This window comes from Corynebacterium glucuronolyticum DSM 44120 (assembly GCF_030440595.1).
GTDB classification, from domain to species: Bacteria; Actinomycetota; Actinomycetes; order Mycobacteriales; family Mycobacteriaceae; genus Corynebacterium; species Corynebacterium glucuronolyticum.
This window is the reverse complement of sequence record NZ_CP047452.1, coordinates 862,861-887,797: the sequence shown is the minus strand read 5'-3', so window position 1 is coordinate 887,797 and position 24,937 is coordinate 862,861. Positions and strand designations below refer to the sequence as shown.

The window sequence follows — 24,937 nt, the reverse complement described above, 5'->3', positions numbered from 1 at the left end:
ACCCCCAAAAACGGCACGCTACGACAGGTGAAGGAAGGTTGTCCGACATTGGCAATACCGGATGTCCCCCCGGATAGCACGAAAAACGGCATCCTGGAAAGATTCCAGGATGCCGTTCTTAGCATGCTCCGGATTGTTCCGAAGCATCTTTTCCTCTCGTGCCACGATCCGGAGGATGCGGCACGTCAGGTTACGTTAGAACTGCTCGACGTCTACGAGACCAAGCTTGGCTGCCTTGACCAGGCGACGAGGAATGAGAACCTCGCGGCCGTCAATCTTCACAGCCTGCAGGTCGGCGTTGTGAGCCTTCCACTGCGAACGACGCATACGCGTGTTCGCGCGGGACTTACGAAACTTTGGGACTGCCATTACTTCGTCGCTCCCTTCTTCTTACGGCGAGCCATGCCGCCGAAGCGACGCTGGAACTTCTCGACGCGGCCAGCAGTGTCCATGAGACGCTGTGCACCGGTCCAGAAGGGGTGGGACTCGCTGGTCACATCAACAACAATGAGCGGGTACTCGTTGCCATCTTCCCATTCAACCGTGCGATCGCTCTTCACGGTGGAACGGGTCAGGAACTTGTGTCCTGTACCCGCGTCCTGGAATACCACGGGGTGGTAATCAGGGTGGATATCTTTCTTCATAAAATTAGTTCCCTCAGGATTGAGACTTCAGGTCGTCCCCGTCGTGCACTCGCCATGAGCGAAACGGGTCGTGCCTGAGTTGGGTACTTATTTCTTACAGTGTTCTCAGCGCCCGCAGGGGAGCACATCGAGCAACCTTTGGCATAGTACACGCCAGAGACAATAAAGCCAAACCCCGGTAACTGCCCGCGCACGCTACTCCCCCGCCAGGACGTAAAGTTTCAGGCTTGTCGACGCCTCCCCCACGGTTTTCTCGCATCCTACGGTTCCCGTTCCCGCGTTGCGTATACCTTATTACTCCATCACTGCGTCACTGCACTACCGCTTTATCACCTTGACGCGCGCCTGTACGCACGCTCTGTTAGAGTCACCTACAGAGAAACGAACTCGATTCGCTACCTTTCGCCTGGGAATTAGGAAAATTCGGGGCTCCCGTGTAAGGTAGTCGCTTGCTGTTGTCAAAAGTATACGTTTACGCCCTCGTCGACCGGCTTATCGCAGCACACCGACCTTTAAAGGTGCGGTTTCGTGCGCGTTTGTCACGATGTGGGCGGTTAGGAGAAAGAAAGTCCATGTCGGCAATTTGCCAGGTAACGGGACGCAAGCCAGGTTTTGGCAAGTCTGTCTCGCACTCCCACCGGCGCACCAACCGCCGTTGGAACCCCAATATTCAGCGTCGTAAGTTCTACCTGCCCTCTGAGGGCCGGACCATCACGCTGAACGTGTCCACCAAGGGCCTCAAGGTCATCGACCGCGACGGTATCGAAGCCGTCGTTGCCCGTATCCGCGCTCGCGGGGAAAGGGTCTAAGTTCTTATGGCACGTAACGATATTCGTCCGATCATCAAGCTGAAGTCTACGGCTGGCACTGGTTACACCTACGTCACCCGTAAGAACAAGCGCAACAACCCGGATCGCATCACCATCAAGAAGTACGATCCGGTCGTCCGCAAGCACGTCGATTTCCGCGAGGAGCGATAATTCATGGCTAAGAAGTCCAAGATTGCCAAGAATGAGCAGCGTAAAGAGATCGTCGCCCGTTACGCGGAGCGTCGCGCTGAGCTCAAGAAGATCATCAAGAACCCGAATTCCACTGACGACGAGCGTCTCGACGCTCAGTTCGAACTGAACCGTCAGCCCCGTGACGCCAGCCCCGTGCGTGTTCGCAACCGCGACTCCCACGATGGTCGTCCGCGTGGCTACCTCCGCAAGTTCGGTCTGTCTCGCGTTCGCATGCGTGAGATGGCTCACCGCGGTGAGCTTCCCGGTGTTCGTAAGTCCAGCTGGTAATTTCTAGGGAGATTGTAAATGAAGCGCAATAACGCAAAGAGGGCGCGCATCGAGCAGTCCCGCCGCCCCAAGAAGAACCCGCTCAAGGCCGCAGGCATTGAGAAGGTTGATTACAAGGATCTGAACACGCTCCGTCAGTTCATTTCCGATCGTGGCAAGATCCGTTCTCGCCGCGTCACCGGGCTCACCCCGCGTCAGCAGCGTCAGGTTGCTACCGCGGTCAAGAATGCCCGTGAGATGGCTCTCCTGCCGTTCACCAGCCGGTAAGCGGCCGAGGAGATAACAGCTTAAAAATACCCACCAGGTTTTCCTGGTGGGTTTTTGCATCCCGAACAACAACTGGATTTTTGGTTTCCGATTCCCCTAACCTGGCTGCTGAGCGTTCAGCTTCAGGATGAACGTTCAGTTTCGTATAGGCATCCAGCTTCGCATGGCATCAGGCTTCGATACTTTTAATCTTTCGTTGTTCCGATGCCTGTTTTCGGTGACAAGTTCAAGCGCGCACCACAACAGCTCTTTCTCGTTCTCGTTCACCCGTCCGGATTTCGTCGCACCGACATGACTTGTGCATGTCCATGTATTTTCCGAGATGCGGAAACACCCGCAGGTGAGCTCTTCAATGAAGGTCGCTTCCTTCTTTTACCGCTGAAGGACTCTCTTATTTGGCAGAGGTCTACCTGGAGGCGTTCGGAGTGTAGGGAAGTGTTGAGGGCGTTGGTAATCGCAGAGTGCGTTGGGAAACGCTGGGATCGTTCTAGACCTCGTCACCGGCTCTGCGGGCGATGCGGAAAGCCTGTTTGATAAGTGGGGCATCACACATCTGCCCATCGAGTTTAAAGGGGCCGGGGTGGTTATAGGACTCCGCTACCACCCGACGGGCCCACGTCAACGTCTCCTCGTCCGGCAAATAGGCCCGGCGCACAGGCTCCGTCTGTGCGGGGTGGATCGTCGCCGTCGCAGCGAAGCCGATGCGCGCCGCATCGACAGCCTCACGGTACTGCCCCTCCGGGTCGGAGAAGTCGGCGAAGGACGCGTCAATACTGAACTTCCCGTGGGCAGCGGCAGCGACGTGAACCATTGTGCGGGCAACCTGAATGGTGTCGCGGTACAGGTGTGTCGGTCGCATCGTTTCATCATCTTGGTAACGCGAGTGCGTGCCACCAAGCTCCATCGTCAGATCCTCGGCACCCCAATACAACCCGATGACATCCGGGTGGGCAGCGATCTCGTTTACATGGACGAGAGCCTGTGGTGTCTCGATCAGCGCGATGATCGGCAGCCCCTCGACCTCAGGGGGGATTCCGTCCCGCAGCATCGGCACGATGAGTGGCCCGTACTCGGTCTGCTTATATGCTTCCAGATCCTCGAGGAACCCCGGAGCCTCCGGGCCGTTGATGCGCACGATAACGCGTGCAGGATCGAGGTGGGAATTGATGAGATTCTGTCGCGCTTCCTCCCGCGCCTGTGCATCGTGTTCTGCCCCGGCACCATCCTCCAAATCAAGAATGATCATGTCTGCCCTAGTGATTCCTTTGGCAAACCGCTCGGGGCGGTTACACGGCACGAACATGATGGCTGGTCCGAGGATGATGTTCTCATTGTTCATGGGTTCATCGTACCCGGCTAGCACGCTTGTCGACGCTTTTCCCACCGTCGCTTCCCGCCTACGGTCTCCTCCTAGTGGTGGTGGCTGCGCTCAGCCCCCGCCCCGATACTCGCCGCCGGGACTCCTCCAGGCTCCGTAATGACAAACTGCCCCATCATGCCATTGTCCTCGTGGTAAAGCATGTGACAATGGTACATGTACGGCCAGGCGGGATCCGGGTAGTTGCCGAAGGTGACGGCGAGGGTGACCGTTGTCTCCGGCGGGATCGTCACCGTATCCTTCCAGCCCTGTGTCCACACTTCATCAGTATCCGGCGCATCGAGCACCATGAAGGAGGCATCGTGGATATGGAAGTTGTGAATCCAGTCGCTGTTCTCATTCGTCACCGTCCACTGTTCCGGCGTGTCATGGTCGATAACGAAGTCCACGCGTTGCATGTCCATTCGCTTCCCATTGATCTCGAAGGTGTTGAGTGCGAAAGACCGCTGGAAACCAGTCTCGGGAACCACATCCTCGGCGTCGACAAGCCGATCAGGAATGTCCCGCAGCGGTTGTGCGTCCTGCGGCCCGACGATGCGGAGAAGATAGTAGGTGTCCTCCACACCGAAGTCTGGAACGGAATCGTCCTTCGGCAGCCCCAGCCGGTGTGGAAAACCAACGGAGCGGAGGAAGATCTCTTCCCCTTGTTCCAGATCAACGATGATTTCGAAGCGTTCCCCCGGACCGATGGGAAGGCGTTTGACCTCCACCGGATGGGGAAGGAATCCCGTGTCTGTGGCGGCGACGGTGAATGGGCGATCGTCAGACAGCGCAAGGTTGTGGAATCGCATGTTCGACCCATTGACCAGGCGGAACCGAACCTGAGACGTGGTGGCATGGAACACCGGATTCGTGCACCCATTCACGTTTGGGGTGTCCCCGAGGAGCCCAAGGTCAGGCAGGTCAGTCTCGTCAAAAGAGCCATCCTCGTTGAAGCGGTGATCCTGCAGAATGAGCGGAATATCGTCAACGCCATAGTCAGCGGGGATGTCCGGCATATCCTCGTCGGTGATCACGAAACCGCCAGCGAGGCCACGATAAGCGTGGAGCCCCGTCGCTTCGTGTGGATGCGGGTGGTACCACACCGTCGCTGCCGGCTGGTCGATCGTGAACTCCGTCGTCCAGGTCTCCCCCGGCTCGATCGGGCTGTGCGGGCCACCGTCCATGATCGCCGGGAGCTTCATCCCGTGGATGTGCATGGTGGTCATCTCATCCAGTCGGTTTTCAAATTCCAACCGGACGCGCTCACCACGGCTGGCAACCACCGTCGGGCCGAAATGAGGACCGTTGAAACCCCACGTCGTTGTCTGCTTCCCCGGTACAATCTCCGATGTCCCCTCCTGAGCAGTGAGGTGGAAAACGCGCACCCCATCGATGACCTCTGAATCGGCTGTCGGCGGGATGGGCAGTTCGCGGTTGAAGCTCTCCGGTGTGGGGGCACCCGGTGAACAAGCACTGAGAACGGAACCAGTAGCTGCCACAGCAGCGGTCCCGGCTGACAAGGTAAGGAATGAGCGTCGGGTAATCATTCATCAAACTTTAGTTTGATAGGGCTGCACTTTCAAAAAGCCGTCGGGCCCCACCCAACCATTCTGAGTGAGTCGCGTATCTCCAGCCAGTCGAGCTCCTCTCCCCTATCCACCCCGCAAATGACAAGCCGCCTACCACAGTCGTGGTAGGCGGTTTACGCACACTCACCAGGCTTGGGCGGATTGCACAGCACTCAACTGCACAGCACTAGCCTTCACTATCCAGGCCGGTACCCGGGCGGTTAGTGCAGGAAGTGACGAGTCCCCGTGAGATACATGGTCACGCCGGCCTTCTTTGCAGCCTCGATGACTTCCTCGTCACGAATGGAGCCACCAGGCTGAACCACAGCCTGGACCCCAGCCTGAGCGAGGATCTCGAAACCGTCAGCGAAGGGGAAGAAGGCATCAGAGGCGGCGACAGCGCCTGCGGTGCGGTTCGTCCCATTTGCGAGCGTGTTCGCGCGCTCAACCGCAAGTTTTGCGGAATCCACACGGTTGACCTGTCCCATTCCCACGCCCACAGTGGCGCCCTGGTTAGCGATGAGAATCGCGTTGGATTTCACACAGCGGATACTGCGCCAGGCGAATTCCAGGTCTGCCAGGACCTCTGCTGTCGCGGGCTCACCGGCAACGAGCTTCCAGTTCTTGGGATCATCACCCTCGGCCTGCAGCACATCTCGATCTTGCTCTAGGACACCACCAGAGATGAACATCTGCTGGGTGCCACCGCGATGCGGCTCGTCGCACTGCAATATACGCAAGTTCTTCTTCTCCTGCAGCAGCTCCAGCGCGGCGGGCTCGTAGGACGGCGCGATGATCACTTCGGTGAAAATTGGCCGCACCTGCTGCGCCATCTCCATGCTCACCTGGCGGTTCACAGCGATCACTCCACCGTACGCACTCATCGGGTCACAGGCATGCGCCTTCTTGTGTGCATCGGCAAGCGAGGTGTGAGAAACGGCAATGCCACACGGGTTGGTGTGCTTGATAATGGCAACACACGGATCTTTATGGTCCCACGCTGCGGCCCACGCGGCATCCGCATCGCGGTAGTTGTTAAAGCTCATCTCCTTGCCGCCGAACTGCTGCGCGGCTGCAAGCCCCTCACCGGTTATGCGCACCGTAGCCTTTTGATGCGGATTCTCACCGTACCGCAATGCCCGCACCGTGCCACTCTCACCAGCCTCTGCACCCAGCTGCTCAGCGAACCACTGAGAAACGTGTGCATCGTAGGCAGCGGTGTGGCTGAATGCTTTGAGCGCGAGCTCCTGCCGCTCTGCGTAGGTGAACCCGCCGTTCTTCGCGGCCTCCGCAGCTCTACCATAGTCGGCGGAATCAACAACAACGGCAACGGAACCGTGGTTCTTAGCCGCACCACGAACCATAGAGGGTCCTCCGATGTCGATCTTTTCGACGCAATCCGCATACCCTGCACCCGAAGCCACCGTCTGCTCAAACGGGTACAGGTTCACAACGACGAGCTGGAACCCCTCGATGCCGAGTTCTTCCAACTGCTGCATATGTGCTGGCACATGCGTATCGGCGAGGATGCCGGCGTGTACGACGGGATGCAGCGTCTTCACGCGGCCATCGAGACATTCCGGAAACCCCGTAATCTCGCTGACATCGGTCACCGGGACACCCGCATCGCGGATAACTTTCGCCGTCGAACCTGTGGAAACAATGTCAACCCCCGCCTCGTGCAGCCCTTGTGCGAGCTCGTCGAGGCCCTCTTTATCGAACACACTAATGAGTGCCCGCTTAATCGAAATCTTTTGATCTTTACTGCCCATTACGCCACAAGCCTTCCTCGAGCACTTTCACGATTAATTGACGTTCAACTATCTTAATTCGCTCATGCAAAGAGTCCTCATCGTCATCCTCCTTAATGAGCACCGGCCACTGCGCAACAATCGGACCGGTATCCATCCCGGCATCCATTTTGTGCACCGTGGAACCCGTTACCGCCACTCCGTAGTCCAAGGCATCACACACTGCATGAGCGCCTTTGAAAGCTGGCAAGAGCGCAGGATGGGTATTCAAAACGACATCGAAGCCAGCAAGGAAATCCTCCGAGACGATGCGCATCAGTCCAGCGGACACGACAACATCCGGCGTATATGCAGCAACAGCATCCCGAAAATCGCGATTCCACTGGTCCCGGTCGCCGGGGGTGAACTCAACCACCTGGGTGGGGACAGATTCAGCCCGCGCGCGCTCGTTAGCAACGCAGGGCCGGTCCGTGATCACAGCGACAATTTCGTAGACCCTACTGTCCCGATCCATCATCGCTTGGAGAAGTGTCCCCGACCCAGAGGCGAGAACTACCACCCGCATTTTTTTCTCGGGGGCTGTCTGAACTGCGTTGTTCATCCCCAATTCCGTGGGGATCGACGGCAGCGTGTGGGATATTCGCATCATCGTCTTCGGTGACCTTTCCCTGCTCGATTTCTGATGTCTCATCCCATTGTCCCCCACGGTCGCCGGCTTCGGAACTTTCTTGCCCACGAGCGGGTGTACCACCCGTGTCCGATTCTTTTTCATCAGCATCGCTGTCCTGCTCGTGACCCCGGTCCCCGTGCCCCTCGCCGGAACGGCGATCGGGTGTGCTGGAGCTGCTGCCGCCTTCGGCGATATCTCCTTCGCCGACGGTAGCGGTGCGGATGTCTGTGTCAGCACTGCTCCCCGCGACAACAGTGTCCTCGGCAGATGCCTTGTCCTCTGCATTCAATGGGGAGCCAGAGGGGTCATCGGATGGCACGTCTTCCGAACCCACATGTTCAGACTCATCAGCAGCGGCATCGTCGACTGCATCTTCAACACCATCGCGAACACCGTCGTGCGGGCCCGGGTCAGTATCAGCCCCATCGCCGGAGTCAGCCACACGTGTTGCGCTCGGATCTCCAGCGCGACCACTGGAGGCATCGGCAGGGGAACTACTCTCCGGTGTCGTTTCTGGGGCTTCTGCGGATGCATCCACACCGGAGCGTGCATTTTTACCCCCGAGGACGCGCAAAACAACTCCACCCAAGCCAATCGCAGCGGGATAGACAGCAGCGAGGAGCACCGCAAGCCACCACGTACTCCCGACATATCCCAGTACACCAACCTGGCCACTGGATAAATAGAGCAGAATTCCCATCCCTATCGCCGTAAACGGAGCGACCGCGAGGCCGTATTCTGGCATATTTTTGAGTACAAACAGGGCAATGAGAAATGCGACCACCATGAGGAATCCTGCAGCTGGGTGCACTTCTTCGGGCATGGCCACTAGCCATTGCACGGGGGGCAGAATTCCTGGATGCGCCGAGAACAGAGAGACCCAGCTCTCCCCAACGCGGAAGTCGGCGCCCAAGACAACAGCGGCTCCACCGATGGCAGCATTTGGAACGTAGCCAATAGCGACGAGGGGGTGCCCAACGACCTGCCACCGCACCATGGTCATGGCGACAACGAGGACGAAACCTGCCACTAGCCACAGTCCGAGAAGTTTGAGAGCCGCATAAGCCGCACTCACCCAGGCCTCCGGCACAGAGTATCGACGGGCGAGCGCACCCCACAGGCGTGGCCCCATACCCACAAGCACAGCCGAGCCATGGAGAACGACGACTCTGCCAAAAGTGGCGATGGGAGGAATCCCCATAGCGAACACCATTGACGCACTCCAGAGCATGGCAGTTGCGGTCAGCGTAAGTAGCAAAGGAATACCCACGGCGACAGTGAGAATAATCCCCAAATCCCTGATGGAGGCTTTCATCTTTACAAGGCTGTAGGTCGTCTTCGCGGTGAGCAGCCAGACACACAAGGCAGGCAGGAGGGGCACCGCGCTAATCACCTGCCCGCTGCCCGCAATTGCACCACCGTTGATCACAAGGAAGGCCTGTGCGACGGAACCCGGCAAAGCAACAAGAGTGGTTGATGTGAAAAGGAGAGACGCAAGTGAAATCGCAACCGAAATTGTGATTATTATCACATTAGAAACGATGAACGGCATGACAAGCCGACGCGTGCGAGCGTGCCCAGATCCGGTAACACCTATGGTTGACGGGTCAACATTCACCGACGAGGGCCGCCGCCCAGGACGAGACGAACCACCTGGACGTGCGGAATTGCGAGAGGGTCCTACATTCACATTCACTCTTAAACTGTGCCACGGTTTTGCACCCAAGTGCGGGAGGCGACGCGAGCCATAGAAATCGAACCACCACCTTTCGATGGATATGTAACGAATTTCCGGGCGAAAACGACAGTAATCCTACCTAATTCTGCTTGCCCCCCAGATTTCGTTACGCTATCGTTTCATCTCGTTAAGCAGTATTAGGTAACAAAATGGTCACGAAGTTGTTAAGTAGTAGTAACAAAGATACTTTCCACCGTGGCCTTTAACAGAGGTTGGAGGAGCAGCAGATGTCTCATCAGCGGTCGACAGCCGGGGCCCACCGTAAGGCTCCAAGCGCACCGAAAGGTCGCGTCAGTTTAGTTGCTGTCACCACCGGTGTTGTTTCCACCGCCGGCGCAACCGGTGCCGTCGCTGCGAATATCACCGCAGACAGTGTGACAACAACCCATAACCAGGTGCAGCTCGTCGCCGAAACTGCAACCGCTACCCCAACCACCTCCAACGAATCTCCGCAAGTTCTTAACATTGCCGAGTTTAAGCCAGCTGCTAACGTTCAAGACCAAATCGCCAAAGCCGTCGAGTACGACAATGAGCGCGCCGCAGCCGACGAAGCCGCACGCGCACCTCTCGTAGTTCGCCCAGCTGAAGGAACCCTTTCCTCTGGCTTCGGCAGTCGCTGGGGTGTCCTCCACGCCGGTGTCGATATCGCCGGTCCGATGGGATCAGCAATCGTTGCCGCCGAAGATGGTGTCGTCATCGACGCAGGCCCGGCCTCCGGCTTCGGCAACTGGGTACGTATCAAGCACGAAGATGGGACAATCACCGTTTACGGCCACATGGAGACCGTTGAAACGACGGTAGGTGCCCAGGTCCACGCAGGCCAGCGCATCGCCGGCATCGGCAGCCGGGGTTTCTCCACCGGCCCTCACCTACACTTCGAAGTTCACCCGAATGGTGGCGGAGCTATCGATCCCATCCCGTGGCTCGCCGAACGAGGAATAAACCTCTAACAGCCACTTCATCCCAAACCTCCTCCACAAGCTGCGGCTCCCATGCCGTGGCTTTTTCATATTCCAGCCCCGCCCCCTCCGTACCTCCGTGTTCTCCGCTCCTAGCCTCCCGCACACGGCGAATTCCTCGAGACACACCCTCAACGCCCCTCTTAGCGTTTTTTAAGGGTCTGAAGCATAGAAACCCGGTTTGTCTCCGTTTGCCTCTCTACGGCCTCGAGACGCGGGAATTTGGGCCTTCCCCAAGAAATGAGACCGGCACGCTTCGCCACCGAGGAAAAATCCCCCCCTCCACGCCGTGTGTGACAACGGCATGGTCGCTATCTTCACTATCCGAAGAGAACTCCCGCCTACCCCCGAATGGCGTAAATCTTAAGATTTTCTTTGTTTTCTTCGCTTTTACTCAGCTTTCCCCTCACAGCTACCTTCGCAGAAAGATGCGGGGAGCAACAGCATCCCCCGGCTCCGTCACCCCCGCATTCCTGACATTGCGTGGCTGCTGTTCGCTCCCTGCCCTTAGCACTGTGTTCTAGAACCGTGCCGTTCGCACGGCCGTTCGCACGGCCGTTCACACACGTTTTTAGAGCTTCTCCATCGGGATGTTCCCGATAAGCATAAGCCTAATCGTTCCGTGTGATCCGAAATCGATGGTTACCGTCGTGTGCTTACCAATTCCGGACACTTCCCGGACAGTGCCTACACCATACTTCTCGTGGTTAACCATGTCCCCCACAGCCAGTTTCAATGAGGATGCCGGAACAGACTGCGAGGAAGCTGGTTTCTTCTTCACCCGGCGCGGACCGCCGATCCATCCATCGTTGCCACCGTACGAGCTGTAACCACCGCCCACGCCGTAGGCTGGTTCCTCACGCTCCCACTCGATGAGCGAGGAGGGAATATCTCCAAGGAAGCGCGATTCTGGATTCGTTTGCGGATTTCCCCAAGCAATCCGGAGCAGCGCGCGGGAGATAAACAGCTGCTTTCTTGCCCGCGTAATTCCCACATAAGCCAAACGGCGCTCTTCCTCAATCTCTTCCGTGTTCCCCAGCGAGCGCATGTGGGGGAACTGGCCTTCCTCCCACCCGGGCAGGAAGACGTAGGGAAACTCGAGTCCCTTCGCTGTATGCAGCGTCATGAGGGTGACCACGCCCTGCCCCGCATCGGGGATCTGGTCAGCATCGGCGACAAGGGAAACCCGTTCGAGGAACGCCTGGACAGAGTCATCTTCGTCATTGGCGCGGGCTTGCTGCGCAAAATCGCGGGCGTACGCGACGAGCTCATTGAGGTTATCCAGCCTGGCTTCGTCCCGCGGGTCCTTCGATTTTTCCAGTTCGTCCCGGTAGCCCGACACGTCTGTAATCAGGTTGATGAGGTCACCAACCTCCTGCGTACCGGCACGCAGTTCCTCCATCATGGCGACGAACTTAGCAATCGCATTGCGACCACGTGCACCGAGATAATCCACCTCGTCAACGTGTCGCATCGCCTCATACAGCGAAATGTTCTCTCGAGAGGCGAAAGCTGTGACGAAGGCGAGAGCCTTGTCACCGATACCGCGCCGTGGCGTGTTCACAATTCGTCGCAGCGACACCTCGTCGTCGGGATTATCTACGACACGGAGGTACGCGATGATGTCACGGACTTCTTTGCGCTCATAGAACCGCGTACCGCCGACGACGCGATACGGAATGCCGGTGCGGATAAAGACATCTTCAATCACGCGGGAGGCGGCATTCGTGCGATACATGACCGCTACCTCGTTATAGGGCAGGTTTCGATCGTCAATGGTGCTGGCGATGAACCGCGCCTCGTCTTCTTCCCTATCGGCCACGTAGCCAATAATCTTTGGACCTGCCCCCTGGTCAGTCCAGAGGTTCTTCTTGCCGCGGTGCTCATTGTGCGAAATAACTGCGTTAGCAGCAGACAAGATGTTTTGTGTGGAGCGGTAGTTCTGCTCCAGCAGAATGGTGGTGGCGTTGGGGAAATCGCGCTCGAATTCGCGAATGTTTCGAATCGTAGCACCACGGAAGGCATAGATTGATTGATCCGCATCACCGACAACGCACAGCCCCGTTCCATCCTTGCCCACCAGTGCGGAGATGAATTCGTACTGGGCATGGTTAGTGTCCTGGTACTCATCTACGAGAACGTGGCGGAAGCGACGGCGGTAGTAAGCGGTAACGTCCGGATGTTCACGGAAGATCCGTACGACCTCACCAATGAGATCGTCGAAGTCGAGAGCGTTGGCACGGCGAAGACGTTCCTGGTAAAAGCCGTATACCTGACCAATTACCTTGTGCTCCTTCACAGCGTCGTCCACGCCGATGAGCTCGTTTTTCCACCCAGAGATTTTGTTCCCAAGCACCCGTGGGGAGAACTTTTTTATGTCCAGGTCCATGTCCTTGGCAATCTGCTGAAGCAGACGTTTTGAATCATCCGAATCATAGATGGTGAAGTTGGAGTTCAAACCGGGAACCAGCTGTGCGTTGCGGCGCAGAATCCGCACACAGGTGGAGTGGAAGGTCGCTACTGCCATGTTCTGCGCCTCCGGACCGATGAGGCCGATGACGCGTTCTTGCATCTCCTTTGCTGCTTTGTTGGTAAAGGTGATGGCAAGTATCTGCCATGGCTGCACCCCCTTGAATCGAAGGAGATGCGCGATACGTCGTGTGAGCACGGCGGTCTTGCCGGAGCCTGCTCCTGCCACGATAAGTAGTGGCGAGTCGTCGTGCAGGACGGCGTCGCGTTGTTGCGGGTTGAGGTCTGAAACAAGATCTGTTGGTGCCATAACGAGTTATACAATAGCGGGTATGAGTAACACCGGTGCAGAAGATCAACTGAGTGAAGCAGAAATCACGCAGCTTAGGAAGGAAATTGACCGCCTCGACCACGTCATTTTGGACGCTGTAAAGAGGCGTACGGAGATCTCCCGCGCTATTGGCCGTACACGGCGTGCCTCCGGTGGTGTGCGCCTCGTGCACACCCGCGAGGTGGAGATCGTTAACCAGTTCCGGGAGGAGATCGGTGAGGAGGGTCCTGCCCTCGCCGCGATCCTGCTCCGCCTTGGCCGAGGCAAGTTGGGGTAGTTCTCCATGTGCCCACGATCCGGTGCACGATGAAGCCACGATCGGAGACACGATGAAGCGACGATCCGGGCGCGGGATCGCTTGTGCAGGCAGAAAAAGCGGAGGAGCCACCTGGCTCCTCCGCTTTCACGTCCGTCGCACGTTGGCCGGACACCTGTTCTCATCTGGAGGTGGCAACGAACACCCTTGTTGAGGCATACGCATGCACCTCAGTGACAGCATGCTCCGCAACGAGGTGTGCTACTGCACCTCGATGCCCAGGTGGTCGCCCGTTCCCAGCTCGATGTTGAGCCCCGGAACCGCAGCGATGAGCTCCTGGGTATAGGTCTCCTGTGGAGAGTCGAAGATACTGTCGGCGGTCCCCTTCTCCACGATCCGTCCCTTTTCCATCACGACGATGTCATCGGCGGTCTGTCGCACGACCGCGAGGTCATGGGTGATGAATAGGTAGCTCAGGCGGAACTCTTCTTGCAAGTCCGCAAGCAGCTGAATGATCTGGTTTTGCACCAGCACATCGAGCGCGGACACCGCCTCATCCAGGATGAGAACCTCCGGCTGCAGAGCCATAGCGCGAGCGATAGCGATGCGTTGGCGCTGTCCACCGGAGAGCTCATTCGGGTAACGCCGCATTGCGGAGCGGGGCATGTTCACCATGTCTAGGAGTTCTGCGACACGAGCCTCTCGCTGCTTCCTGTTCCCTACCTTGTGTAGTTTGAGTGGCTCCTCGATGCACCGGTAGATGGAGTACATGGGGTCGAGGGAGCCGTAGGGGTTTTGGAACACAACCTGCAGCTTTTTGCGCAGCGCGAACAGTTCTTTCTCGCTCATGGTGGACATATCGCGACCTTCATAAGTCACCGTGCCGCTCGTGGGCTTCAGCAGCCCGAGGACCATGTTGGCGACGGTGGATTTGCCCGATCCCGATTCTCCTACCAGCGCGGTGGTGGTGCCGCGGCGGAGGTAGAAGGAGACATCGTCGACAGCACGAAGGGTCTTCTTCCCGTCTGCTGCACCACGGATCTCAAATTCCTTGACCAGGTTTCGCACATCCACGACAGCCTCATCACTGCTGCCTTGAGAGGCCTTGAGCTCCGATGACGTCAGCCCTTGGTTGCGCGCGGATTGAATGCGTGCGGAGGCGAGCGACGGCGCTGCTTTCACCAGGCGCTGCGTGTAAGGATGCTGGGGATTGCGCAGGATGTCGAGGCTCGGTCCCTTTTCCACAATCCGGCCGCGGTGCATGACCACGACGAAGTCCGCGCGCTCGGCAGCCAAGCCGAGATCGTGGGTGATGAACAGCAGGGCTGTCCCGGATTCCTTGATGAGGGTCCCCAGGTGGTCGAGGATTCGCTTCTGCACGGTGACATCGAGTGCTGAGGTCGGTTCATCGGCGATGAGGAGACGGGGGTTGGCAGCCAGACCGATCGCGATGAGCGCACGTTGGCGCATACCGCCAGAGAACTCGTGCGGGAACTGCTTGGCCCGGCGCTCAGCGTCGGGAAGCCCAGCGTGCCCGAGAAGCTCGACGACCTTCTCGTGTGCTTCCGAACCAGTCGCAATGTTGTTGGCGCGCAGCGCCTCCTCCACCTGTGTGCCGATCCGCCACACGGGGTTGAGGTTGCTCATCGGATCCTGCGGCACGAGACCGATGTGCGAGCCACGGTATTTCTGCCATTCCTTGTCACTCAGGCCCGTCAGTTCCTCCCCTTCGAAGGTGATGGACCCCTGCGTCACCTTGCCGCTGCCCGGAAGCAGCCCCAGGAAACTCATTGCCGCAGTAGATTTCCCCGAGCCGGACTCACCCACGATCGCCACGGACTGACCGGGGTAGATGGTCAAGTCGAAGTCACGGACGGCTTCAACGACACCAGTGGTGGATTCGAATTCCACTTTCAGGTCGCGGACCTGCAACAGGGGTGTGCTTGTCGACGCTGAGGTCTCCTGTTGTTGCGGTGTGCTCATTGTCTTATTCTTTCCACTCTCTCTAGCCTGACTCACGAGCGCTTCCTCGCCTTCGGGTCCAGGGCATCGCGGACAACATCGCCCATCATGATGAAGCTCAAAACCGTCAGGGCTAGTGCGATAGCCGGGTAGAACAACACCATCGGTTGGGTGCGCAGCGATGCTTGTGCGGCAGAAATGTCACCGCCCCAAGAAACCACGGTGGAGGGAAGACCAATGCCGAGGAAGGACAGCGTCGCTTCCGCGACGATAAACGTTCCTAGCGCAACCGTGGCATAGACGATGATCGGAGCTGCAGCATTGGGAAGGATGTGGCTCGTCAGGATAGTAAATTTCGAGGCCCCTACGGCCCGAGCCGCTGTCACAAATTCCTCGTTCTTCACACTCATAACGGCACCGCGCGTAATGCGCGCAATGTTGGTCCAGCCAAAGATGCTGAGTGCAATGACCACCGTCCAGATCGTGCGCTGCTCCTTAAACATCTGCATCACCACGATCGCGGCGAGAACGAGCGGAACAGCGAAGAAGATATCCGTGAGACGGGAAAAAATCGTGTCCCAGATCCCACCGAAATAACCTGCAATGGATCCGATGATGGTGCCCAAAATGGTGACGGCAACGGTGGTCAGGATACCCACTGTCACCGAGGCGCGTGCACCGTAAATGACACGCGAGTAAATATCACAGCCCTGTCGGTCAAAACCGAACGGGTGGCCGGACTCAGGTCCGGCGAGAGAATTGCTCAACTCACAGAACCGCGGGTCGGTCGAGGTGAACATCTGCGGGAATAAAGCAAGCAGGACGGCGCACAAAATCAGGACAGCTGAAGCCCAGAACATTGGCCTCTTGCGCAGGTAGCGCCACGCCTCACCCCACATGGAACTTGGTGCGGAGTCATCAGGCACGGCATCCACCGCGCCTAGTCCTTGTTCATCGGTTGCAGAGACGTAGTATTCCTGGCCAGGCAGGATGCGTCTCCCGGTCACAGTGTCATTCATGAGGCCCTCGGTGCGATGGATTACATCCATTTGCTCTTCAGTGGCCTGGTCAGCAATCCGGATGCCTTCCTCCGGCACGCGGACCATGTCATCGGGTGTGGTATCCGGGTACGAGTGCGTCTTGTCGGTGGGGTTAGGCATAGCGAATCCTCGGATCTAGCAGTGCGTAAATGAGGTCAACAATGAGGTTGGCGATGATGTACACAATGACGAGTACGGTAGTGAAGCTGACGACGGTCGCCGGCTCTCCCTTCAAGATCGCCTGGTAGATCGAGCCGCCCACACCGTTGATTCCGAAGATTCCCTCGGTCACGATGGCACCGCCCATCAGGGCGCCGAGATCGGCACCGAGGAAGGTAACCACGGGAATCAACGAGTTGCGCAGAACGTGGCGGCCCATGACAGAGCTCTTGCTCATGCCTTTTGCCGTCGCCGTGCGCACGTAGTCGGCGCTGAGATTCTCACTGACCGACTGCCGTGTCAGGCGCAAGACGTATGCAAACGAAAGCGCGCCGAGGACTACGGCGGGCATGAGGAGGGCTTCGAATGATTCATTCCTCCCGACGGTGACGGGTAAGAGACCCCATTTCACGCCGACGAGGAACTGCAGAACAAAGCCGATGACGAAAGACGGCACGGCGATAACGAAGAGGGAAACGAGGAGGACGGTGGAATCGAAGATTCCGCCACGGCGAACGCCTGCGATCACACCGACGGAAATACCCAGGATGGCTTCAAATGCCAAGGCCATGACGGCGAGCTTGATGGTCACAGGGAACGCGTTCGCCATCACGTGCGCTACGGGTTGACCAGAAAATGTCGTGCCGAAGTCGAGTGTGAGGATTCCCTTGAGATAGAGGAGATACTGAACGATGAATGGTTTGTCGAGGTTGTATTCTGCCTCGATGCGTGCCCGCGCCGCCTCGCTGATGCCTCGGTCACCGCCGAGGGCTGCCACGGGATCGCCGGGCATGAGGAAGACGAGGGAGTAAAGAAGCAGTGTCGCACCGATGAACACGGGGATCATCTGGAGCAAGCGCCGTCCGATGTAGCGGAGCATGTGCGCGTAGCTCCTTTCTTTAGCTAGGTAGTAGGGGGTGGCTGTACGAGTTGGATAAACGCGCCCACCCCGCATGCGAGCGGAGCGATGACGCGCCTTCGCAGCGGGGTGCCGAACGTTAGAGTGATGCCACTATGGATGGTCTTGACGGTGTGATTGCGCCTGCGTCTTTACGCGGGCGCGAACCACATCAGTTTTTTACTTCTTGGTGATCTGGTCGTACACCGGAACCGACTTCCAGGAGAAGACGACGTTGTCGACGTTCTCCGAGTAGCCGCCCGTGACGTTGGCGTACCACAGCGGGATCGCTGGCAGATCCTTCAGCAGGAGCTCTTGCGCCTGGTTGTAGAAGACGTTGGCGGACTCGGGGTCCGGCGCACCAGCTGCCTGCTTCAGCAGCTTGTCAAACTCGGGGTTCGAGTAATCACCGTCGTTGGATCCACCGCCGGTTGCGTACAACGGTCCGAGGAAGTTACCGAGTGACGGGTAGTCGGCCTGCCAGCCGGTGCGGAAAGCTGAGGTGATGGTGCGGTTTGTGATCTCATCACGCAGGCTCTTGAAATCTGGGTACGGGTCGCCCACGGCCTCCACACCGAGTGTGTTGCGGATCGAGTTGGCTACGGCATCGACCCATGCCTGGTGTCCACCATCGGCGTTGTAGGAAATCTTCACAGAACCCTCGAACGGGGAGATCTTGTCTGCTTTCTCCCACAGTTCCTTCGCCTTCTCCGGGTTGTACGTCAACACCTCAGCACCAGCCAACGAATCGGAGTGGCCGGGGATCACCGGAGAAGTAAAGTCTGTCGCCGGGGTACGGGTGCCACCGAAGATGGTGGAGGTAATTTCCTCGCGGTTGATGGCGTACGACAGAGCCTGCCTGCGGAGGTTGCCTTCCTCGCCCTTGAAGTGCGGCAGCGACTCCGGGATTGTGAAGGACTGGAAAATGGCCGCCGGCTGGTTAACAGCACGGTCCCCGAGCTCATTCTCAAAGGTGGAAAATGCCGAGTCCGGGATAGCATCAGTGATATCTAGGTTGCCTGCCAGAAGGTCGGAGTAGGCTGCGTCGTTTTGTGCGTAGAAGACGAACTGCACGCCGTCGTTCTTGGGAGTGCGCACGCCGTCGTACTCCTCGTTGGGAACGATGGTGGCATCCTTGTTATGGTTCCACTCGGCGAGCTTGTACGGCCCGTTTCCGATCGGATTCTCGCCGTAAGCATTGAGGTCATCGTAAGCGGATTCGTGCATCGGGAAGAAGGCCGAGTAACCGAGGCGCGTGGGGAAGTCAGCTTCCGGCTGGGCTAGCTCGATGGTGAAGGTCTTGTCATCAATAATCTTGAGACCTTCCATCGAGGAACCTCCCTCCTTGTAGCCGAGAATCGGCTCGAAGAAGTAGGCGCTCAGCATGGACTCCTCGACGGCCTTGTTCCAGGCCTTCACAAAGCTCTCCGAAGTAATCGGTGAACCATCGGAGAAGGAGATCCCGTCCTTCAGCGTGACCTTGTAGGTCTTATCCCCTTCCAGATCGATGGACTCTGCCATTTCGTTCTGGATTTTGCCGTCGGCATCGTAGTAGACCAGACCGGAGTAGATCAGATCGACGATGTTTCCGCCGCCCACTTCGTTGGTGTTTGCCGGCAGAAGCGGGTTCTGGGGCTCGGAGCCGCGCGCGGTAATGTAGTTACCTCCTGCGGCTGAACTGCTTTCTGAGTTTGAACATGACGCAAGGCTGAAAGCGAGCATGCCCGCCGTCAGCGCCGCGATGGTCTTCTTTAGAAACACAGACTCTCCATTCTTTGCATTTCGAAATAACCTTTTCAGAAATTTCACCACAAAACATGAATAATTTGTGCATTCTATTCAGGAAAATTGTTGTTAACCTACAATTAACCCAGTTCATGCAGAGTTAACGGGGGTAGTAAATCAATCTTTTTACCACCTCCGTAAAACCGCCCTACCTGGAATGTTGAACAATCATTATCGTGGCTAAGACTGGCTTAACTAGCCAGCAGGAAAACTCTCTCCAAGACCCCGCTTTGCATATTCTTACAGCTATGAATATGTATGCGCTATCTGGTCTCGCCTATCACTCACCGATGTCGAGCCCAATATCGAAGACACGGGAGGAATGGGTAAGCGCACCTACGGCAATATAGTCCACACCTGTCTGTCCATATTCTGCCGCGTTATCTAGCGTTAATCCGCCCGAAGCTTCCGTCCGCACGCCAGCCGGAACTGTGTGTTCCAAAGCCTTAAGAATCTGTGCTGGATCCATATTGTCTAGCAGGATCAGCCGCGCACCAGCTGCGACGGCTTCTTCAACTTGTTCTACCCGATCGCACTCCACCTCCACAGGGATCTCGGGGTATCGGTCGCGGACGCGTTCTATCGCTGCCGACACGCTGCCCACCGCAGCAATGTGATTGTCTTTGATAAGCGCTTCATCGCCGAGCCCCATCCGGTGATTGACACCCCCTCCGCAGCGGACGGCCATTTTCTGCAGTACCCGCATCCCGGGGACAGTTTTGCGAGTATCCCGCACACGCACTGGTTGCCCGGTGAGCGCGGAAACGCAACCATCCAGGGCTCGAACCCACGCTGCCGTATGCGTGGCCACGCCAGATAGTTGGCACACGATATTGAGAATTGTTCGCTCCACGGTCAAGATATCGGTGACAGGCCCGGTCAGCGTGAAAATCGGCTCGCCCCCTGTGACCTGTGCACCGTCGCGCCGTAGCACGTCAACCGTGATAGCTCCCGGTGCGTAGATTTCTGGGGCAAGCAAGGCGAGGCTAACGCCGGCAAGAACGCCGTCTTCACGGGCGTTCGCTGTCGCCGTAGCGGTGGCACGAGGCAAGGTCGCCAGGCTCGTGACATCCGCTCCCCACTGCAGATCTTCCTCGAGTGCACGCTGAACGAAGTCGCGGGCTTTCTGCGGATCGAGTCCAAGACTGGCTAGTACGTTGTCGCACATATCAGAGGGTCTCCTTGCTCCACAATTTTTGCCTTTCTGCGCGCCTCACGCAGATCCTGGCACCCTAAAAAAACCTTGGGTGTTACTTAGCAGCGGGTGCAGGCAACGACATGAGTTTGCGCTCCAGGAATTCCTCAATTCCTTGGAAGCCTCCCTCACGACCGAGGCCGGAGTCTTTCACACCGCCGAAAGGCGCAGCAGCATCGGAGATGCCACCCTTATTCACCCCAACCATGCCCACTTCCATGCGCTCCGCGCTGTCCAACGCGTGCTGCAGGTTCGCGCTGAAAAGGTAGCCTGCAAGCCCGAAGTTCGTGTCGTTGGCCATAGCGATTGCGTCTTCGTCGCTAGCAGCCTCGTATACGGCAACGACAGGACCAAAGATTTCTTCTTTGTACATCCGCGCGGTCGTGGGCACATTGTCCAGGATTGTGAGTGGGAACCATGAGCCTGTCTCGGGGACCTCATCCTGCCAGACGAGTGTGGCTCCCTGTGCCAGCGCATCGTCGACAAGCTCAGTGACCTTTTCCACCTGATCGTCACCGGAGAGAGGACCGTATTCCGTACCCTTCAGAGATTCGGTGACCTGGGCGACAAAATCGGCGCGCAGGTCACGGTGCACGATGAACCGGTTAGCGGCGATGCAGACCTGACCGGCACCACGCATTTTCGCTGTTGCGGTCGCCTCAACGGCGGTGTCCAGATCAGCGTCGGAAAGCACAACGAACGGCGCGTTACCACCGAGTTCGAGCGAGACACGAGCAGTGGGAACCTTGGTAGCCAATTCCTTCCCCACAGCAGTAGAGCCGGTGAAGGTGAGCTTGCGCAGCCGAGGATCGGAGTAGAGCGGTTCCAGAGCTGACGAGGAGCACGGAAGAATGGAGACAACCCCCTTGTCCAAACCGGCGTGATCGAGGATCTCGGCGAGGAGGAGCATGGTTAAAGGTGTCTTCGATGCCGGCTTCAAAACAACGGTGCAACCCGCAGCGAGAGCCGGGCCGAGTTTCCTCGTACCCATGGCGAGCGGGAAGTTCCACGGCGTGATGGCCAGAACCGGTCCGACAGGTTGCTGCACCTCGACGATCCGGGCGTTTCCTGTCGGCGCAAGGCGGTAGTCACCGGACATCCGCTCCGCTTCCGCAGCAAACCAGCGGAAGAACTCGGCACCATAAACGGATTCCCCTTGGGAATCCGGCAGTGCCCTGCCGAGCTCGAGCGTCATGAGCTCGGCAATTTCGTCTTTGCGCTCCATGATCTCCTCGTAGGCGCGCCTGAGAATATCGGCACGGTGACGGGGGCTCGTCTTAGCCCATGCTGGTTGGGCCTCGCAGGCAGCGTCGAATGCCTTTTTAATATCGTCCTCAGTAGCGGAGGCGACGGCGGTAATCACAGATCCGTCGCGCGGGTTCGTGACCTCGAAGGTGCCACCATCTGAGGCATCGACGAAGGATCCGGCAAGGAAAAGTTTGTTTTGGTATGTCATGTAATCAACTGTATTGAAAAAATCACCCCCCTCCCCTATCTGAGGGGGTCTATACGCATCTACCAAGCACACTCCCCTCACCCGTTTTACGATATCCACGAAAACGGGGGCGACATTCCTCACCTTCGGCTTCAGACAACGGCATTATCTCCGGGGAGGCTCACTACTCAGGACAATGCCATAAACCACTAAAAATTTTGGGGGATACATGTTAAACCGAATCCTGGGCCAATCTACTTCTACAACTGGCGCGTCTACTTTTCGACGCACCCCGAAAAGTGCTTCGGATCCTCATCGATTTCAGGCACCATCCCATGCACGCGCTCGCCACGACAGAGCTCTTCGCGCGATCCCGATGACACTCGCCTTGGCTCTAACCGCCGCTACCATCACCTGCACCCCGGCTTCCGCCCTCGATGTGAAATCCGACGGCGAGGTGTGCACGATCTCCCCCTCACACGCTGATGATGTAACTGCTGAGCGGCTCCGCGATGAAGTGCCTGTAGCTCTCGCACAGGGGGCTCAATCTTACGCAAAAAAATTTGGGAGCCAGTGGGCAGCATTTGCATCTCCTTTTTGGGAATTACGCCAAGACCGTGACAAAGTCATAGAGCGTCTAGGCCTTGACAAACCATTCGCGTGGAAGCAAACCATCTCCGTCCAACAGGCCCAACGCATGTACGAAGATAGCCAGCCGTCCCCCTATTTCCATGCAAACGATTTCGAACATTATGTAGATCCGTTATCGTGGGCTCACCTCCACAAGCTTCATGAGTCTATTCTTCCCTATTTACAACCCTTCCTAGACGATATGGAGTCCCAGGTAGGGGACGAGGCTTACCACCGAGCACTAGGAAAATGCATCGGGATTGGGACACTTGCGGAACTTTCGGCGGAAGGCAGTAGCGAGGACACGCTTGCAACGATCTCCTCAGATACAACCATTGACTTAGATACGGATGGGCAAATCGCAGTGGGCACCACCGTTTCTATAATTGCTGCGCTCGGACTCGTCGGTGGATTTCTCTCCCAGATAAACCCGGAGTGGCTGCCGATGCAACTGCGTCTTGTCCTCGCCCCTGTTTTCCCCAACTTGGCACCACCCGCACCGGCACCAGCGCCACCGGCACCGCCTGCACTGCCTGCACCCGCGCCGAAACCACAACCACGCCCGGCTCCGGTCATCAGGTACCGGCCTCCGGCACCCGTGCCGGTACCACAGATTCCCAAGCCAGCACCTGCGCCTGCACCGCGCCCGGTGATTCCCGCCCCGAAACCAGTTCGTCTTCCGAAGGTACACATTGACATCAGGACGAACGGGCCGTTTCCGGGCTAAAGTAATAGGTCATAGGTCTTCTTCGGAAGGCTGGTGTCGGATTACACCACACAGCCAGGCGAGGTAAGGCCGCTGACCAGTGATTTACGTAAAAAAACCACGAAGGAGCGTCCATGTCCACGGATATCAGTACCACGCACGAGTGGAAAGATCTCGAAGCACACCAGACGGAGATGAGCGAAACAAACCTGCGGGAACTGTTCGCCAGCGATCCGGACCGCGCATCCCGGTTCACCTTTGATGCCGCGGGCCTCCACGTGGATCTGTCCAAGAACCTCATCAACGAGGACACGGTGGACAAGCTGGTAGCACTCGCCGAGGCAGCGGGCCTGAAGGAAAAGACCGAGGCCATGTTCACCGGCGAGCACCTGAACAACACCGAGGACCGCGCCGTCCTGCACACGGCGCTGCGCATCCCGGCTGAAGAAGACCTCACCGTCGACGAGCAAGATGTTGCCGCCGACGTTCACGAGGTTCTCGGCCGGATGCGTGATTTCGCCTCGGGGCTGCGCTCCGGTGAATGGCTGGGTTACACCGGCCACACCATCAAGACGGTGGTAAACATCGGTATCGGCGGTTCTGATCTGGGCCCTGCAATGGCCACCAAGGCCCTGCGTAATTACGCGGTCGCCGGTATCCGGGGCAAGTTCGTGTCCAACGTTGACCCAGCGGATCTCGTCGCCACCCTCGACGAGCTCGACCCCGAATCCACGCTGTTCATCATCGCCTCGAAGACATTCACCACGCAGGAGACTCTCGCCAATGCGCACGCCGCCAAGCGGTGGCTCGTGGAGAAGCTCGGCAGCGAGGAGGCTGTGGCGAAGCACTTCGTCGCCGTGTCTACCAACGCCGAGAAGGTCGCGGAGTTCGGAATCGACACGAAGAATATGTTCGGTTTCTGGAACTGGGTCGGTGGCCGCTACTCGGTAGATTCCGCCGTGGGTCTCGCCCTCATGTGCGTTATCGGGCCAATGGACTTCATGCGCTTCCTTGAAGGATTCCACGCCATGGACGTACACTTCCGCGAAACTCCGCTGAAGGAAAACGTCCCCGCCCTTATGGGCCTGCTCGGCGTGTGGTACTCCGATTTCTTCGGCGCTGAAACGCACGCGGTGCTCCCCTACTCTGAGGATCTCTCCCGCTTCCCCGCCTACCTGCAGCAGCTGACGATGGAGTCGAACGGTAAGTCCGTGCGCCACGACGGCACGGTGGTCACCACGAACACGGGTGAGATTTACTGGGGCGAGCCGGGCACCAACGGCCAGCACGCGTTCTACCAGCTCATTCACCAGGGCACGCGACTGATCCCGGCAGATTTCATCGGCTTTGCTCGTCCGGCACAGGATCTCCCCACTGCTGACGGCACAGGTTCAATGCATGACCTGCTGATGAGCAACTTCTTTGCCCAGACGAAGGTTCTTGCCTTTGGTAAGACGGCTCAGGAGATCGCGGCTGAGGGCACCCCGATCGAGCTGGTCAACCACAAGGAGATGCCGGGTAACCGCCCGACGACGACCATTCTTGCGGAGGAGCTCACCCCCCGTGTTCTCGGTGCGCTCATCGCTCTCTACGAGCACATCGTGTTCACGCAGGGTGTCATCTGGGATATCAACTCGTTTGACCAGTGGGGCGTGGAACTGGGCAAGAAGCAGGCCGGCGATCTCCTCCCCGCCGTGACGGGTGCGGAGAAGTCCGATTCCGGCGATGTTTCTACCGACGGTCTCATTGATTGGTACCGCGCCAACAAGTAACCCTGTAACGGGTAACCCCTGTAACAGGTAACCCTGTATAGCTTGTCGACGAC

At 57.9% G+C, this 24,937-nt stretch carries 21 protein-coding genes; 7 read left to right on the top strand and 14 right to left on the bottom strand.

From position 1 onward, the window contains the following. Window positions 1-195 precede the first annotated feature (195 nt). Window positions 196-369: a 50S ribosomal protein L32 gene (gene rpmF / locus CGLUCO_RS04195; RefSeq protein ID WP_005391778.1), complete on the bottom strand. Its 174-nt coding sequence runs from the start codon at window positions 367-369 to the stop codon at window positions 196-198. Continuing rightward, window positions 369-644, bottom strand: coding sequence for a type B 50S ribosomal protein L31 (locus CGLUCO_RS04190; protein ID WP_005395796.1), 276 nt, complete (start codon window positions 642-644; stop codon window positions 369-371). Before CGLUCO_RS04190 ends, rpmF begins: the two co-directional genes overlap by 1 nt. A 572-nt stretch (window positions 645-1,216) precedes the next feature. Here CGLUCO_RS04190 and rpmB point away from each other — a divergent pair. The 4 genes from rpmB to rpsR are packed head-to-tail and all read left to right on the top strand — an operon-like array spanning window position 1,217 to window position 2,200. Further along, on the top strand, window positions 1,217-1,453 hold the full coding sequence (gene rpmB / locus CGLUCO_RS04185) for a 50S ribosomal protein L28 (RefSeq protein ID WP_005391774.1): 237 nt from the start codon (window positions 1,217-1,219) through the stop codon (window positions 1,451-1,453). A 6-nt stretch (window positions 1,454-1,459) separates the two neighbouring features. Beyond that, entirely contained in the window at window positions 1,460-1,624 is a 165-nt protein-coding gene (gene rpmG / locus CGLUCO_RS04180) for a 50S ribosomal protein L33 (protein ID WP_005391772.1), read from the top strand. Between the two features lie 3 nt (window positions 1,625-1,627). Then, window positions 1,628-1,933, top strand: coding sequence for a 30S ribosomal protein S14 (gene rpsN / locus CGLUCO_RS04175; RefSeq protein WP_005391770.1), 306 nt, complete (start codon window positions 1,628-1,630; stop codon window positions 1,931-1,933). An 18-nt stretch (window positions 1,934-1,951) separates the two neighbouring features. After that, window positions 1,952-2,200 (top strand): 30S ribosomal protein S18, encoded by a 249-nt coding sequence (gene rpsR, locus CGLUCO_RS04170; protein WP_005391768.1) that lies wholly within the window; start codon window positions 1,952-1,954, stop codon window positions 2,198-2,200. A gap of 487 nt (window positions 2,201-2,687) precedes the next feature. Here rpsR and CGLUCO_RS04165 read toward each other — a convergent pair whose 3' ends face one another. The 5 genes from CGLUCO_RS04165 to CGLUCO_RS04145 form a co-directional block, all read right to left on the bottom strand. Further along, a complete protein-coding gene (locus CGLUCO_RS04165) occupies window positions 2,688-3,539 on the bottom strand; it encodes an HpcH/HpaI aldolase/citrate lyase family protein (protein WP_005391764.1) in 852 nt (283 codons plus the stop codon). A 71-nt stretch (window positions 3,540-3,610) separates the two neighbouring features. Beyond that, a complete protein-coding gene (locus CGLUCO_RS04160) occupies window positions 3,611-5,107 on the bottom strand; it encodes a multicopper oxidase family protein (protein ID WP_084035922.1) in 1,497 nt (498 codons plus the stop codon). Between the two features lie 242 nt (window positions 5,108-5,349). Then, window positions 5,350-6,900, bottom strand: a complete 1,551-nt coding sequence (gene purH / locus CGLUCO_RS04155) for a bifunctional phosphoribosylaminoimidazolecarboxamide formyltransferase/IMP cyclohydrolase (RefSeq protein ID WP_084035924.1) — start codon at window positions 6,898-6,900, stop codon at window positions 5,350-5,352. Further along, the gene (purN, locus tag CGLUCO_RS04150) at window positions 6,890-7,480 is read right to left on the bottom strand and encodes a phosphoribosylglycinamide formyltransferase (RefSeq protein WP_081446548.1); all 591 of its coding nucleotides are present in this window, start codon (window positions 7,478-7,480) and stop codon (window positions 6,890-6,892) included. Before purN ends, purH begins: the two co-directional genes overlap by 11 nt. Continuing rightward, window positions 7,377-9,008: an ICP22 family protein gene (locus tag CGLUCO_RS04145; protein ID WP_231286144.1), complete on the bottom strand. Its 1,632-nt coding sequence runs from the start codon at window positions 9,006-9,008 to the stop codon at window positions 7,377-7,379. The genes purN and CGLUCO_RS04145 overlap by 104 nt, the downstream gene beginning before the upstream one ends. A gap of 506 nt (window positions 9,009-9,514) precedes the next feature. On the opposite strand from CGLUCO_RS04145, the gene CGLUCO_RS04140 reads away from it, so the two are divergent. Further along, the gene (locus CGLUCO_RS04140; protein WP_196793970.1) at window positions 9,515-10,237 is read left to right on the top strand and encodes a M23 family metallopeptidase; all 723 of its coding nucleotides are present in this window, start codon (window positions 9,515-9,517) and stop codon (window positions 10,235-10,237) included. Between the two features lie 580 nt (window positions 10,238-10,817). On the opposite strand, the gene pcrA is transcribed toward CGLUCO_RS04140, so the two are convergent. Beyond that, a complete protein-coding gene (pcrA, locus tag CGLUCO_RS04135) occupies window positions 10,818-13,025 on the bottom strand; it encodes a DNA helicase PcrA (protein ID WP_005391747.1) in 2,208 nt (735 codons plus the stop codon). A 22-nt stretch (window positions 13,026-13,047) separates the two neighbouring features. Between pcrA and CGLUCO_RS04130 the strand changes: the two genes are divergently transcribed. Continuing rightward, on the top strand, window positions 13,048-13,323 hold the full coding sequence (locus CGLUCO_RS04130; RefSeq protein ID WP_005391746.1) for a chorismate mutase: 276 nt from the start codon (window positions 13,048-13,050) through the stop codon (window positions 13,321-13,323). Window positions 13,324-13,563: 240 nt separating this feature from the next. Here the strand turns inward: CGLUCO_RS04130 and CGLUCO_RS04125 are convergent, their stop codons facing one another. The 6 genes from CGLUCO_RS04125 to CGLUCO_RS04100 form a co-directional block, all read right to left on the bottom strand. After that, the gene (locus CGLUCO_RS04125) at window positions 13,564-15,285 is read right to left on the bottom strand and encodes a dipeptide ABC transporter ATP-binding protein (RefSeq protein WP_084035926.1); all 1,722 of its coding nucleotides are present in this window, start codon (window positions 15,283-15,285) and stop codon (window positions 13,564-13,566) included. A 32-nt stretch (window positions 15,286-15,317) separates the two neighbouring features. Next, complete coding sequence (locus CGLUCO_RS04120) at window positions 15,318-16,283, bottom strand: ABC transporter permease (protein ID WP_034989597.1); 966 nt, start codon at window positions 16,281-16,283, stop codon at window positions 15,318-15,320. Window positions 16,284-16,416: 133 nt separating this feature from the next. Continuing rightward, window positions 16,417-17,343: an ABC transporter permease gene (locus CGLUCO_RS04115; RefSeq protein WP_005391742.1), complete on the bottom strand. Its 927-nt coding sequence runs from the start codon at window positions 17,341-17,343 to the stop codon at window positions 16,417-16,419. 198 nt (window positions 17,344-17,541) lie between these two features. Further along, on the bottom strand, window positions 17,542-19,122 hold the full coding sequence (locus tag CGLUCO_RS04110; RefSeq protein ID WP_050762631.1) for a peptide ABC transporter substrate-binding protein: 1,581 nt from the start codon (window positions 19,120-19,122) through the stop codon (window positions 17,542-17,544). Window positions 19,123-19,426: 304 nt separating this feature from the next. Further along, entirely contained in the window at window positions 19,427-20,314 is an 888-nt protein-coding gene (gene nadC / locus CGLUCO_RS04105) for a carboxylating nicotinate-nucleotide diphosphorylase (RefSeq protein WP_005391738.1), read from the bottom strand. A gap of 82 nt (window positions 20,315-20,396) precedes the next feature. Next, window positions 20,397-21,797, bottom strand: coding sequence for an NAD-dependent succinate-semialdehyde dehydrogenase (locus CGLUCO_RS04100; protein WP_231286143.1), 1,401 nt, complete (start codon window positions 21,795-21,797; stop codon window positions 20,397-20,399). Between the two features lie 1,449 nt (window positions 21,798-23,246). Between CGLUCO_RS04100 and pgi the strand changes: the two genes are divergently transcribed. Beyond that, on the top strand, window positions 23,247-24,884 hold the full coding sequence (pgi, locus tag CGLUCO_RS04095) for a glucose-6-phosphate isomerase (RefSeq protein WP_005395783.1): 1,638 nt from the start codon (window positions 23,247-23,249) through the stop codon (window positions 24,882-24,884). The last annotated feature ends 53 nt before the right edge of the window (window positions 24,885-24,937 follow it).